The sequence below is a fragment of the Streptomyces sp. NPDC059142 genome (assembly GCF_042755665.1).
GTDB lineage: Bacteria > Actinomycetota > Actinomycetes > Streptomycetales > Streptomycetaceae > Streptomyces.
This window is the reverse complement of sequence record NZ_JBHZDA010000001.1, coordinates 179,256-191,519: the sequence shown is the minus strand read 5'-3', so window position 1 is coordinate 191,519 and position 12,264 is coordinate 179,256. Positions and strand designations below refer to the sequence as shown.

The 12,264-nt window shown below is 65.6% G+C and carries 11 protein-coding genes and 2 pseudogenes; 4 read left to right on the top strand and 9 right to left on the bottom strand.

Going from position 1 to position 12,264, the window contains the following annotated elements:
- Positions 1-43: 43 nt before the first annotated feature.
- The 3 genes from ACFXPK_RS00870 to ACFXPK_RS00860 all read right to left on the bottom strand — a co-directional run bounded on the left by ACFXPK_RS00870 (position 44) and on the right by ACFXPK_RS00860 (position 1,732).
- Positions 44-511 (bottom strand): MarR family winged helix-turn-helix transcriptional regulator, encoded by a 468-nt coding sequence (locus tag ACFXPK_RS00870; RefSeq protein ID WP_385007087.1) that lies wholly within the window; start codon positions 509-511, stop codon positions 44-46.
- Between the two features lie 137 nt (positions 512-648).
- Positions 649-1,104, bottom strand: coding sequence for a peptidoglycan-binding protein (locus ACFXPK_RS00865; RefSeq protein WP_385070128.1), 456 nt, complete (start codon positions 1,102-1,104; stop codon positions 649-651).
- A gap of 151 nt (positions 1,105-1,255) precedes the next feature.
- Positions 1,256-1,732 carry a peptidoglycan-binding protein gene (locus ACFXPK_RS00860; protein ID WP_385070126.1) on the bottom strand — a complete coding sequence of 159 codons (477 nt, stop codon included), beginning with the start codon at positions 1,730-1,732 and terminating at the stop codon, positions 1,256-1,258.
- Positions 1,733-2,017: 285 nt separating this feature from the next.
- On the opposite strand from ACFXPK_RS00860, the gene ACFXPK_RS00855 reads away from it, so the two are divergent.
- A complete protein-coding gene (locus tag ACFXPK_RS00855; protein ID WP_385070123.1) occupies positions 2,018-3,049 on the top strand; it encodes a helix-turn-helix domain-containing protein in 1,032 nt (343 codons plus the stop codon).
- 80 nt (positions 3,050-3,129) lie between these two features.
- Here ACFXPK_RS00855 and ACFXPK_RS00850 read toward each other — a convergent pair whose 3' ends face one another.
- Together ACFXPK_RS00850 and ACFXPK_RS00845 are read right to left on the bottom strand one after the other, a co-directional pair.
- The gene (locus ACFXPK_RS00850) at positions 3,130-4,098 is read right to left on the bottom strand and encodes an EamA family transporter (protein WP_385070121.1); all 969 of its coding nucleotides are present in this window, start codon (positions 4,096-4,098) and stop codon (positions 3,130-3,132) included.
- 31 nt (positions 4,099-4,129) lie between these two features.
- Positions 4,130-4,438, bottom strand: coding sequence for a GNAT family N-acetyltransferase (locus ACFXPK_RS00845; protein WP_385070118.1), 309 nt, complete (start codon positions 4,436-4,438; stop codon positions 4,130-4,132).
- Positions 4,439-4,647: 209 nt separating this feature from the next.
- Between ACFXPK_RS00845 and ACFXPK_RS00840 the strand changes: the two are divergent.
- Positions 4,648-4,803, top strand: a pseudogene (locus ACFXPK_RS00840) (DUF255 domain-containing protein); the annotation flags it as partial.
- Positions 4,804-5,296: 493 nt separating this feature from the next.
- Here the strand turns inward: ACFXPK_RS00840 and ACFXPK_RS00835 are convergent.
- A pseudogene (locus tag ACFXPK_RS00835) lies at positions 5,297-6,085 on the bottom strand (IS5 family transposase).
- Between the two features lie 204 nt (positions 6,086-6,289).
- Between ACFXPK_RS00835 and ACFXPK_RS00830 the strand changes: the two are divergent.
- The gene (locus tag ACFXPK_RS00830; RefSeq protein ID WP_384992723.1) at positions 6,290-7,150 is read left to right on the top strand and encodes a hypothetical protein; all 861 of its coding nucleotides are present in this window, start codon (positions 6,290-6,292) and stop codon (positions 7,148-7,150) included.
- 16 nt (positions 7,151-7,166) lie between these two features.
- On the opposite strand, the gene ACFXPK_RS00825 is transcribed toward ACFXPK_RS00830, so the two are convergent.
- The 3 genes from ACFXPK_RS00825 to ACFXPK_RS00815 form a co-directional block, all read right to left on the bottom strand.
- Complete coding sequence (locus tag ACFXPK_RS00825) at positions 7,167-8,033, bottom strand: TIR domain-containing protein (RefSeq protein ID WP_385070115.1); 867 nt, start codon at positions 8,031-8,033, stop codon at positions 7,167-7,169.
- A gap of 46 nt (positions 8,034-8,079) precedes the next feature.
- A complete protein-coding gene (locus ACFXPK_RS00820; protein WP_384992718.1) occupies positions 8,080-8,634 on the bottom strand; it encodes a hypothetical protein in 555 nt (184 codons plus the stop codon).
- A 771-nt stretch (positions 8,635-9,405) separates the two neighbouring features.
- Positions 9,406-9,972 (bottom strand): Uma2 family endonuclease, encoded by a 567-nt coding sequence (locus tag ACFXPK_RS00815; RefSeq protein WP_385070111.1) that lies wholly within the window; start codon positions 9,970-9,972, stop codon positions 9,406-9,408.
- 196 nt (positions 9,973-10,168) lie between these two features.
- On the opposite strand from ACFXPK_RS00815, the gene ACFXPK_RS00810 reads away from it, so the two are divergent.
- Positions 10,169-12,238 (top strand): thioredoxin domain-containing protein, encoded by a 2,070-nt coding sequence (locus ACFXPK_RS00810; protein WP_385070108.1) that lies wholly within the window; start codon positions 10,169-10,171, stop codon positions 12,236-12,238.
- Positions 12,239-12,264 lie beyond the last annotated feature (26 nt).

Below are 12,264 nucleotides of genomic sequence, written 5' to 3'. Positions count from 1 at the left end.
GGCCACGCGGGCCACGCGGGGCACTCCGGGCCGCACGTCACGGTCAGGACGGTTTCTCGTCCAGCTTCTCCACCACGCGCTCGGAGATCCGGGCCAGCAGCCGCAGTTCCGCCGGTGTGATGTTGTCGAGGAAGAGCTCGCGCACCGCCTCCACATGGCGCGGGGCGGCGGCTTCGACCATCGCCCGCCCCTCGTCCGTGATCACCACGAACGCGCCACGGCCGTCCTCGGGGCACTCCTCCCGCACCACCAGCCCGCGCTTCATCATCCGGGCGATGTGATGGGACATCCGGCTCTTCTCCCACTCCAGCGCCCTGGCGATGTCCAGGAACCGCCGCCGCCCGTCGTCCACGTCCGTCAGCTCGACCAGTACGGCGTAGTCGGCGCGTGACACGTTGGACTCGGTCTGCAGCAAGTGCGACAAGCGGCCTATGAGCTTCTCCTGCATGCGGACGAAGCCCCGCCACGCACGCTGCTCCTCGGCGGTCAGCCAACGCACTGTTTGTTCCATGAAACGAGTTTAGACGTAGTTGACACGTCGCTGAATAGATGCGCTGAACCGCCGTTCCACCCCGACCACCGGGAATACACCCGAACAGGAATCCCGTTCGGGTGACCGGGCCTGCCGGGCGGCAGGCGGCAGGCTTCTCAGGAGCAGTAGACGGCCTGATCGTTGGCGAACCGCTTGAAGGCGGCCTTGGTCTGATCCCCGGCGATTCCGTCGATCTTGCCCCGGTAGCCCCAGGCGGACGTCAGCAGACGCTGCAACGCCTGGATCGTCTTCGGGCCGACCACGCCGTCCCTGTCGCCGTCGTAACCCCTGGCGACCTCAAGGTAGTACTGGAACGCCTTCCAGCTGCCGGTCCCCAGGAGTCCGTCGTTCGCGCCCCGGTAGTCCCAGCGTTCGAGCCAGCACTGGACGTTCTTGGCCTGCCGCGTGCTGAGCCCCAGGTTGACCACGGCGAGCGTGCCGATCTCGCCGGTCGCCGTGGGGCGCTCAGTGGGTGCCGGGGCCGCCATGGCCGTGCCGGCGGTCGCGAGGCCGCCGGCGGCGATGCCGATCGCGACGGTGGCACCGACGAGTGCTTTGGTGAGTGCTCGCATGCTGTTCTCCTCCGTTGACGTGCGATGGACGGAACCGGCGAGCCGGCCGGCTCCGCACTGTGACCGTGGGTCCGGTACGACGTCCCGCGACGCGGAACCGGATGGCGCTACGACCGGCGATCACACCAGTACGCGGCCGCTCCGACCTGACTTACACACACCGGCGGTCCTCGACGGGGACGCCGTTGAACTGCCAGAAGGCGGCCGTGGTCCTTTTCCCGACGACTCCGTCGACGGCGAGGCCGAAGCCGTAGGAGTTGAGGAAGCGCTGCAACGCCTTGATCGTGAGGGGGCCGACGATTCCGTCGACCTCCAGGCGGCTGCCTCCGTAAAAGCCCTGCGCGTTGAACAGCCGCTGCGCGGCCTTCCAGCTGTTGGTGCCCAGGTGCCCGTTGTGCTCCCAGGGCTCGAAGCCGGAACGCGTCAGAAAGCACTGCCAGTTCTTCGCCCGGCCGACGGAGAGGCCGAGGTTGTTCACCGCGAGGACGGAGACGTTCTGGGTGCTCGTGGCGGGCTCGGCGGCCGGCGCGGACGCCGCGGAGCTGACGGTCGCGCCCGCCAGGGTACCGGCGGCGATCGCGGCGATCGTGGCAGCGCTGACGAACATCCTCGTCACAGCAGGTCGCATTTTCTCTCCTCTTGACTCTCTCGCCGCTCCGGGCGAGGCAGGGAACTCACTTCTTCGAGGAGCGTCACCCCCCGCGTTCTTCGTACGGGTGGAGCGGGCGAACCGCACCCGGCCGCGTTCCTTCTCCGCAGAAGATTAGGGAGTGGAGAGCTGCTCAACTTTGCTGCGTGTGAACGGAAGTTGGCCAGTTGTGCACTGGACTCGCCGGGCAACCGGTGCCTTGTGCGAGGGGCATCGCGCGTCGCATCCTGAGCGTGTATCCGCACAGGACCCGGGGGTTGTCTCATGGGAGGAGCGCACCACCGCGCCCTCGGCGCTTCACGTTCGGCACAGGCGACGCTCGACGCCTCGGTCATGGCACCGCGCGAGCGCAGGGACACGATCCGGCACGCCCTGTGGTCCTCCTTCTCCCGGGTCGACATCGACCACCACACCGCTCAGGAGGACATCGGGGCCCGCATGGGCCTCGGCGCCGTGGGCCCCATGAAGGTGTGCTCGGCGCAGGGGACGCCGGTGACCCTGCGCCGCACGGCGCGGCTGGCCCGCGAGGACCACGAACCGGCGGTCTTCCTCGGGCTCCAGGTGACGGGGACCAACCTCGTGGAACAGGGCGGACGCCAGTGCGTCGTCGAGGCGGGAAGCCTCGTCGTCTTCGAATCGACGGCGCCGTACACCCTGCGCTTCGAGCAGAGCTTCGGCTACCTCTCCCTGCGCATCCCGCGCGAGGCGCTCGCCATCCCGGAGCGGACGCTGCGCAGGGCCACCGCCGTCACCCTCGGCCCGGACAACCCCACCACGGGTCTGGCCTTCGCCTACTTCTCCCACCTGGCCGCCAGCGAGGAGTTGCACACCGGGCCGTACGCGGAGTCCCTCATAGGGCCCAGCGTCGAGCTTCTCCGGGCCGTCGTGACCTCTCAGGTGGACACCTCCGATCTCGGCCCCGCGGAGCCCCAAGTGCCGCTCGACCTGCGGATCACCCACTACATCCGCGCCCACCTGGCCGACCCGGGTCTCTCGGCGCCCCGTATCGCCGCCGCGCACGGCATCTCGGTCCGCCACCTCTACAACGTCCTGTCGCGGTCCGGCATCAGCCTCGGGGACTGGATGCGCAGCCGCCGACTGGCGGAGTGCCGGAAGGACCTGGCCGGGCCGCGCGGCCGGCTCCAGACCATCGCGAGCATCGGCCGCCGCTGGGGTTTCGTGGACGCCACCCACTTCAGCAGGTCCTTCAAGCAGGCCTATGGTCTCTCCCCGCGGGCCTGGCGCGAACTCCACCACCCGGCGCCGTCGCGCCGTTCGCGCGCGCTCTCCCCGTAGGCCCTGGCCGCGCGGACCGTCGGCCACACCGCGGTGGACCGGAGACCGCCATGACCTCGGCGTCCACCGGGTTCAGGCCGTCATCCACCATGCCGTGGACCCGTTCCACGCCCGCCTCGCGCAGGATGTCCCGGCGCGGTCGTCAGGGGCTGCGCGACGGGCCGGGACCGGGTGAGGAGGGTGGTGGAGAGGGCGACGGCGATGAGGGCGGTTCCGGCCAGGACATGGGCGGTGAGGGGTTCGTCCAGGAAGAGGGCGCCGGACAGGACGGCGATCACCGGGGCGACGAAGGCGTAGCTCGTGGCCAGGGCCGGGCCGGTGTGCGCGGTGAGGTGGCGGTACGCGGCCATCGCCAGCAGGGATCCGAAGACCACGAGGTAGGCGAGGGCGAGTACGGCGCCCCAGGTCGGCCGGGGCGGTGACGCGAACTCGCCCCGGACGGCCGCCGCCACGGCCAGCGCCGCACCGCCCGCGAGCATCTGCGCGGCGGGCCCGCGCACGCCGGCCGCGTGGTCGTCCAGATGGGAGCCGAGGACCCAGCACATGGCGGCGGGCAGGAGGATCAGCGCGCCGGTCAGCCCGTCGCGTCCGAGCCCGGCCGACAGCACGGCGACACCTGCCAGGCCGAGCCAGACCCCCGCCCATTCCGCGCCCCGCGCCGGCCGTCCCCGCACGGTGTTCAGCAGCACGCTCCACAGCGGAACCGTGGCGATGAACAGCGCCGTCGTGCCCGAGTCGACGTACTCCTCGGCCAGCGCCACCCCGCCCATGCCCACGGAGAAGAGCAGCACCCCGACGAGCGTGGCCCTACGCCGCCGCACGGGCGTCAGCGGTGGCTCGCGGCGGCGTTCGGCCAGGCACCACAGCAGCAGACCCGCCGTCAGGAACCGGACCGAGCTGAGCGTGAGGGGTTCCGTCCCGCGCAGCCCGAACGCGATCGCCAGATAGGTGGTTCCCCAGACGAGCCAGGTCACGGTGAGCGGAACTGCGGTTCCTCCGAACGCCGGCGACACGGACCTCCCGGCGAGAAGCACACGTCGGCCGCCCATACCGGCCTCCCCCCCCGCCGTGTCCGGCTGTTCAGTCGCTGACCCTGCTGCGGGACTGGTAGAGGAGGTCCTGGTACTCGGGGTGCCGGGCGATCCAGGTCGCGAAGAACGGGCAGGTGGCGAGGACGCGCAGGTTCGCGGCCCGTGCCTCGTCGAGGGCGGTGCGAGCCAGCGCGGACCCGACCCCTCTGCCTTCGAACTCCGGCGAGACCTCGGTGTGCACGAAGGCGACGAGCTCCGTCGTACGGATGTACTGGGCGACGCCCGCGACCGTGGACTCTCCGTCGACACGGGCCTCGTAGCGCTTCGCGTCGGGCACGTCGCGCACTTCCACCGACATGTGGCCTTCTCTCGGGTGCGTTCCCGCTCAGGTCGGCGGGGATTCCGTCAGTCAGGGCATCACCCTAACCCCGTTCGGTTGACGTATCAACTTTATCCCCGACGGCCGCCGATGCCGTGGACGAGTCGACCCGGCCCCCCCTTCCGGCCGCCACGGGCCGGGCCGCGCGATGCTGGGCCTCTGTGTCCGGATCATGCGACGATGCCGGTATGAATCGCCTGGCCGGCTCGCAGTCCCCGTACCTCCTCCAGCACGCCGACAACCCCGTCGACTGGTGGCCCTGGTCGCCGGAGGCGTTCGCGGAGGCCCGGCGGCGGGGGGTGCCGGTGCTGCTCAGCGTGGGGTATTCGAGCTGCCACTGGTGCCAGTGAACTTACACAACCCGGTAGTCCTGCCCTGGGGTGTTGCCAGAAGGTAGTCGCATGGACACATACGATGAGCAGCTGGACGCAAGCATCAACGCTTGGGTAGAGGCCGAGTTGGACGCCTCGCCCGAGTGGGGGCCAGAGAAGTACACCACCATCCGCCAGCTCCTGGAGGACAGCTCACCCGCTGTCGCTGCCGAGTAGTAGCGGCACGGAGCCGTAGAATGCGGCCCGCGCGCACGGCATCACTGGGGCTGGGGCAGTTTTCGTGGTCGCGACTGTGTGAGTCCGGGGTGGTTCAGCCGGGGTCGGGCTTCCCGCAGAGCTAGTCAGCCCGACCGGCAGCGCTCCACCACCCGCAGGCCGTCGCACCGCCTGGCTGAGAGTAACCGCCTCTTTGCGCTGCAACAGACGACACTGCGCTGCGTCTGGCCGGTAGTTTTCCCAAGCTAACTGCCCCTGCGGAGGGGATGGTTGCCATCAAAGAGCCATCTCATTTGGCGAGCCTGCGGCGGGAGATGAGGGGCAGGCGATACTGGTAAAGGCGAGGAAGTGATCAGCCTTACGTTCGTAGCGTCGATGGAGGCGGCGGCAGTCGGCGAGTCAGGCCATGGTGCGTTCCATGGTCCAGCGGTGGCGCGCCAGCCGTTGCGAGGGCTCGGCTCCCTTGCGGGCGATGCCCCGTTCACGTCACCATCGCCGCAGGTGGGTGTAGTCGTAGCCCTTGTCGGCGTGAAGTTTGCCGGGATTACGCCATCGTCGGCTGCGGCGCGAGCGGATGGGCGGGATGCCCTTCACGAGCGGGATCAGGGCCTGGCTGTCGTGCAGGTTGGCCCCGGAGATGCCGACGGATAGGGCACCTGATCGTTCCGCGATCAGGTCGATCTTCGAGCTGTACTTGCCCCGGTCGACAGGGTTCGGGCCTGTCAGGTCCCCCCTTTCAGGGCCTGAATGTTCACCGAGTTGATTGCGCAGCGCGACCAGTCCATCTCGCCTCGGGCGCCGAGTTCGTCAAGAACCAGGCAGTGGAGCTTGGCCTAGACCCTGGCCTTCGACCACTCCGAGATGCCGCCGGCGGACGGTCGCCCAGGACGGGCCGAACGATGCTGAAGGTAACTGCTGCCAGGTACAACCCGACGTAGTTGCGAGGACGATCACGGCCAGCACCTCCCGGTCGCCGTGTCGACGCCCGCTCCCCGGCCCGCGACGGCGCCTCCGGCACCACCCGCTGGAACAGTTCCCACAACTCGTCCGGCACCAGCCGCTCAACGCTCCCCGCCATGACTCACAGACCACCGAGTCCCCCAAATGCGATGACTTCTTAGCATTATAGAAAATTGCCGCATCGGATAGGAAGCGTTTCCTTCAGTGGCTTTCCGCTGAAGCGAACTTGGCTGCAGTGATCGATTTCTGAATGTAACCGTTCATCATCGATCAATCTACCTGTTCAATGACGTTTCGTAGTCAAGTCCAGTAGGCTTTTGGAATGGTCATCGATAGCGGGCTTCCTCTGGATGCGCCCACGCCCCGTCTCGTCCAAGTCACTCCAGGGATGGCGGAGATCCTGCTGTCCCGAACAGTAGTAAATCGTCGCTTGGACTGGGGGCAAGTGGATTTCTTGGCTGATTCAATTATCCGCGGAGAGTGGCAGTTGACACATCAGGGAATTGCCCTCGACGGGCCTCTTGATACTGGATTTCTACTTGACGGACAGCACCGATTAAATGCCGTCATCAAGGCCGGCGTCGCAGTGTGGATTTACGTTTTTGAAGGACTTCCGAGAACGGCCTTTCCTGTCCTGGATACCGGGAAGCGTCGAAGCGGCGTGGACACTCTTTCATCCACCGGTGAGAAGTATCTCCCCGTGCTTTACTCCACCATTCGCCACGTTATTCTGTTTAAAAACATGCCAGATTCCTCATGGAGTGGCAATGGGGCTCGAATCGCGAACGGTCGGATTCTTGCAGCCTATAACGAGGATAGCGGAATGTATCGAGATGCAGTGGTGATGGGTCGTGAGATTTCCAAGCATGTATTTGCTAGTCAAACTGGAATGGCGGTGGGATATTTTGTCACGACTGAGGCGGCCCCTGCAGTGAAGGCGGAAAGTTGGATTGACGGACTAACCTCAGGTGCAAATCTTGAAGTTGGAGATCCGCGGCTTGCTCTGACCAAGGTCCCTCATATGAAGAAGAGGGGTGCCAAGCGTCGATATACCATGCGTGAGCAAGTGGCAATTTACATTAAAGCGTGGAATGCGTGGGTTCAGGAAGAGAAGGTCGAGAAACTGAATTTCAAGAAGACAGAGAACATGCCGATGCCCGTAGAAGAGAAGTTCGACCGATGAATCGATGGCGCGCACACTAAGGTAGGCCAGCGCTGCTGCGGAATAGTGCGTCCCCTGACTCGTTCATTACGACTACAGGTCTACTTAGAGACTTGGCCAGACGTTCAATGAAAGCGCGTGACAAAAATGCGCTACCGTCTGTCGGGTGTCGTGCAGTAATACTCACCTCAGCATTTCCCCATGAGGACTTAGTTACCCGCCATCCGATTTTCGTAAATGATGCCAGGATGAACTCGTCTTCGCTGATGCGCCGGCTGCGCGACAGCTTTTCCTCTGCTTGATTCACTTCCCCTTCTAGGCTCACTCCACGATATTCTAGTTTTCGAACCAGCAGTAGAATTTCCTCAAGCATCTCCGCTTCGGACCGTTCAGCTGGATTTCGCACACCTTCTGGGAGGGGCACTTTTTGGGCTTCCTGGAGGGCACTTTCCAATTCGGGCCAACTTCGCGTGAATGATCGATCAAGGCGATCCTCCGAAACCGTTCGCCCGGATGATGCCTTGTTCAGGTCGCCAATGAGCTTCCGGACGTCTTGCCGATTTCCCCCTACGGTTGCCTGGAACTTGGATAGCGGTCCGGTTAGATCTGTAATCTTCATACCGATGAGGAACGGGGTGACATGTGCAATCTCAAATTGTTTTGCAAGTGCCCCTGCTTCGAAGTTGATCCACGTCGATGCCTTGTTCTCGGGAGTCACGCAAATAATCCCGAAATCCGTTGTGGCAAGTTCGTGGGCGAGCTCATCCATCCCCCTACCGCCCTTGGCGATGTCTTGACTTGAGACCCATGGATCAATCTCTTGGATAACATCCGGAATCCAGTGCTTGAGAGTTTCGGCAACTTTTCTGGAGCGCTCTCCGGACCAACTCAAGAACACTTTCATGAGGGAGCTCTTCTCTTCAGCAACTCACTGTCAAAGGGTCAAGTTGTCATGGGCGTCGGTTTGATTTCAGCAGTTCCTCTTGCTCGACTTTGAGCGTGATGTAAGATTCGCGCACGTACGATAGAAAACCGCTTCCCGGGTGACGGATCAACGTAGAATCGTTAACGGCAACGGTTTCCCAGTCGGCCAATAGGGCATCGTAGGTAGCTGCATGAGCGCAGAAGTCAAGTACCACTGACGGCATCTCTCTTTCAATAATGAGATCTCCGCGAGTGGTGACGATTTCTCTTATCTGTTGGGCCCTTGGGGCGAATACCGTCTTAACCCACACGTGCCAACGCGTCGACACCGACTCGGTCAGCGAGCGCTCTGGCGGTTCTTCCGGATCGAGTGGAAAGTATGTGCTGCGATATTCTCTCCATGCTCTTTCGTTAGTTTCCGCCAAAACGAGAAGCGGGCCGTATAGGTCTTTTAGCTGGCTGCTAACCCAATTGATCCGTTCTTTTCTGAGAGATCTGCGAACTTCACCTCGGTGATTCATCCAGAAGACCATGATCGCGATTGCGACACCGGCTCCAGCTGTCACGATTGATGCGTACATCCCTGTCCTCCATGGTGTGGTCCGCAAGGTATCCAGGTGAAGTCGACACTAAACCTTGCCATCAATAGAAGTATTGTAATTTTATCTGCATTTCTGGGTTTGGTGGGATTGATTACCATGGCCGATGGTCAATTTATTCCAAGCGGCTGTCAGGATATGAAATGCCCAGATTTCTGTTGCCCATAGACCTCTCACCGGCCGCGTTGCTGGTGGCCCTCATGTGCCGTGCGGTGCTCCCTGGTGCAGCGCCTGTGCTGTCCGGCCGCAGTAGACCGTCGGAGGGTACGTTCGTGTGCTGGTGGAGCTCGTCCAGATCATGGCTGCCGCGCATGCGACGTCCTTGCCGAGCGCCCACGATTGTCTTGCTGCTTCCTGCAGTGATGCCTTCGGCCGTCATCTGGGATGCGCAAGTACGTGATCAGGGAGGCTGCGTAGGAATGAAGGTGGGTAATCTCGTCCGGTGGTGCGAGGCCGATGATCTCACTCTGAAAGTCAAGGTCGCTCGCACATGTCTTTACCCTCAAAGAGGCACGCTCCATGACTATGGGCGCTTCGACGTGTACAGCCCGGGAACTCCCATGAGCAGGGTGGAGTCTGCAAGAAGCCTGTCGAGGGCGGCCTGAGCCTCAGGGGCTGGCGGACGCAGGGGAGGGGCGTCGTCCGGGATTGCATAGGTGATCAGTACCGTGATCACCACGGTCCGGTCCGCCGTCAGTCACGGCACCACCCTGAGGCGAGAAGCACCGATGCAGACGTGAGCTCTTTCCCCCTTCAGGTGGTTCCGAGGCCGACAGTGACGGGGAACGGAGCGGCAGTCTTGATGGCGCCGGTGAACATCTCGCCGTCCCTGTATGCCTTGGTGGCGGGATCGAGAACGTAGGTGTAGACGATCGGAACGCCAGTGGCGGACTGCTCGACCCGCCAGTAGAAGGGGATGCCCGCCTTGGCGTACTGGTCCACCTTCACGATCCGGTCTGTGGTCTCCGAGCCGGGCGACACCACCTCGACGACCAGGAGCACGTGCTCGGGTCGGGTGGGCGTGAGGTCGATGGTTTCTGCCCGGTAGACGACGACGTCAGGGCGGCGGTTGGTGAGGGGAACGTCCTGTAGACGGACGTCGAAGTCCGTGTCCGCGTTCCAGTCCGGGCCCGCGGCGGTGTCCAGGGCGTTGGCCAGGATGCGGGCCAGCCGGTTGTGGCGCTTGGAGGCGCTCGGGCTCACGACGACCATCCCGTCCACGATCTCGATGCCGGCGCACTGCTCCTCGGACCAGGAGTCGTACTGCTCCGCGCTGATCTGCGTGTGCATCCACGCGGGCGCCACCATCTCGGCGGTCATGGTGTACCTCCTTCGAGAGGCCTCGGCAGGTCCGGCGCTGCTGCGCCAAGCCTACTGTTCCGAGGTGCCGGGCTGCCCGACTCGGAAAGGAAGGAGCCGCCCACCACGTCATGGCGCATAAGGGCAATTCGGCTAAGTGAGGCGGGCTCGTCAGTGTTTCACCGGTCGCGGGAGGCGCTGTGAGAGGCTGGGCCGTATGAACCGGCTAGCTGGTGTGACCTCGCCTTATCTGCTTCAGCACGCTGACAATCCGGTCGACTGGTGGCCGTGGGGACCTGAGGCGTTCGAGGAAGCAAAGCGGCGCGATGTACCCGTTCTGCTGTCGGTCGGCTACTCCGCGTGCCACTGGTGCCATGTGATGGCGGCCGAGAGCTTCGAGGACCTCACCACCGCCAAGTACATGAACGCCCACTTCGTCAACATCAAGGTCGACCGCGAGGAGCGGCCCGATGTCGACGCCGTCTACATGGAGGCCGTGCAGGCCGCCACCGGGCAGGGTGGGTGGCCCATGACCGTGTTTCTCGACGGGGACGGCGCGCCCTTCTACTTCGGTACGTACTTCCCGCCCGAGCCCCGGCACGGCATGGCGTCCTTCCCGCAGGTGCTCGAAGGGGTCAGCTCCGCTTGGACCGGCCGGCGTGAGGAGGTGGCCGAGGTGGCCGCGCGGATCGTCGGGGAGCTGGCCGGGCGGTCGCTCGCGCAGAGCGGGGACGGGGCGCCCGGGGAGGGGGAGCTGGCGCAGGCGCTGCTGGGGCTGACCCGGGAGTACGACGCGCAGCGGGGCGGGTTCGGCGGGGCGCCGAAGTTCCCGCCGGCGATGGTGGTGGAGTTCCTGCTGCGGCACCACGCCCGTACCGGTTCCGAGGGCGCGCTCCAGATGGCGACGGACACCTGCGAGGCGATGGCGCGCGGCGGGATCTACGACCAGCTCGGCGGGGGGTTCGCGCGCTACTCCGTGGACCGGGAGTGGGTCGTGCCCCACTTCGAGAAGATGCTGTACGACAACGCCCTGCTGTGCCGGGTGTACGCACACGTCTGGCGGGCCACCGGCTCCGAGCTGGCCCGGCGGGTCGCCGTCGAGACGGCCGACTTCATGGTCCGTGAACTGCGCACCGCCGAGGGCGGGTTCGCCTCCGCGCTGGACGCGGACAGCGCGGACGGCAGCGGGAAGCATGTGGAGGGCGCGTTCTACGTCTGGACGCCCGGCCAACTGCGGGAGGTGCTGGGGGAGTCCGACGCCGAGTTCGCCGCCCAGTACTACGGGGTGACGGAGGAGGGCACCTTCGAGGAGGGTGCCTCCGTGCTGCAACTGCCCTTCGGTGAGGGCGTGGTGGACGCCGCGCGCGTGGAGTCCGTACGGGAACGGCTCCTCGCCGCCCGTGCGGAGCGCCGGGAGCGCCCGGGGCGCGACGACAAGGTCGTGGCCGCCTGGAACGGGCTGGCCGTCGCCGCGCTGGCCGAGACCGGCGCGTACTTCGACCGGCCCGATCTGGTGGAGCGGGCGACCGAGGCCGCCGATCTGCTGGTGCGTGTCCACCTGGACGACGCGGCGCGGCTGGCCCGTACCTCGAAGGACGGCCGGGTCGGTGCCAACGCCGGGGTGCTGGAGGACTACGCGGATGTGGCGGAGGGGTTCCTCGCGCTCGCCGGGGTCACCGGGGAAGGCGTCTGGCTGGAATTCGCCGGATTCCTCCTGGACATTGTCCTCGACCGGTTCGTGGCGGAGGGCGGCGCGCTGTACGACACCGCCGACGACGCGGAACCGTTGATCCGCCGGCCCCAGGACCCGACGGACAACGCCACCCCGTCCGGCTGGACCGCCGCCGCCGGGGCGCTGCTCTCGTACGCCGCACACACCGGATCCGAGCGTCATCGGAGCGCGGCGGAGGCGGCGTTGGGGGTCGTGAAGGCGCTCGGGCCGCGGGTGCCGCGCTTCATCGGCTGGGGGCTCGCGGTCGCCGAGGCGGCCCTCGACGGGCCCCGGGAGATCGCGATCCTCGGGGAGGGCGGGGAGGGGGAGGGCGGAGAAGGGACCGCCGCCCTGCACCGGGCGGGGACCGCCGCCCTGCACCGGGCGGCCCTGCTGGCCACCGCGCCCGGCGCCGTCGTCGCGGTCGGTGCGCCGGGGAGCGACGAGTTCCCGCTGCTGGCGGACCGCCCGCTGGTCGGCGGGCGCGCCACCGCGTACGTGTGCCGGCGCTTCGTGTGCGCCGCCCCGACGACCGAACTCGAACACCTGAAGGGTGAATTGGGCGTGTTCGAGTAGACGGTGGCTGATTTCTGACCCGTGGT

Excerpts from the sequence above, each read along its gene's own strand:
- ACFXPK_RS00870 (WP_385007087.1), bottom strand. The coding sequence starts at position 511 with ATGGAACAAACAGTGCGTTGGCTGACCGCCGAGGAGCAGCGTGCGTGG.
- ACFXPK_RS00865 (WP_385070128.1), bottom strand. The coding sequence starts at position 1,104 with ATGCGAGCACTCACCAAAGCACTCGTCGGTGCCACCGTCGCGATCGGC.
- ACFXPK_RS00860 (WP_385070126.1), bottom strand. The coding sequence starts at position 1,732 with ATGCGACCTGCTGTGACGAGGATGTTCGTCAGCGCTGCCACGATCGCC.
- ACFXPK_RS00855 (WP_385070123.1), top strand. The coding sequence starts at position 2,018 with ATGGGAGGAGCGCACCACCGCGCCCTCGGCGCTTCACGTTCGGCACAG.
- ACFXPK_RS00850 (WP_385070121.1), bottom strand. The coding sequence starts at position 4,098 with ATGGGCGGCCGACGTGTGCTTCTCGCCGGGAGGTCCGTGTCGCCGGCG.
- ACFXPK_RS00845 (WP_385070118.1), bottom strand. The coding sequence starts at position 4,438 with ATGTCGGTGGAAGTGCGCGACGTGCCCGACGCGAAGCGCTACGAGGCC.
- ACFXPK_RS00830 (WP_384992723.1), top strand. The coding sequence starts at position 6,290 with ATGGTCATCGATAGCGGGCTTCCTCTGGATGCGCCCACGCCCCGTCTC.
- ACFXPK_RS00825 (WP_385070115.1), bottom strand. The coding sequence starts at position 8,033 with ATGAAAGTGTTCTTGAGTTGGTCCGGAGAGCGCTCCAGAAAAGTTGCC.
- ACFXPK_RS00820 (WP_384992718.1), bottom strand. The coding sequence starts at position 8,634 with ATGTACGCATCAATCGTGACAGCTGGAGCCGGTGTCGCAATCGCGATC.
- ACFXPK_RS00815 (WP_385070111.1), bottom strand. The coding sequence starts at position 9,972 with ATGACCGCCGAGATGGTGGCGCCCGCGTGGATGCACACGCAGATCAGC.
- ACFXPK_RS00810 (WP_385070108.1), top strand. The coding sequence starts at position 10,169 with ATGAACCGGCTAGCTGGTGTGACCTCGCCTTATCTGCTTCAGCACGCT.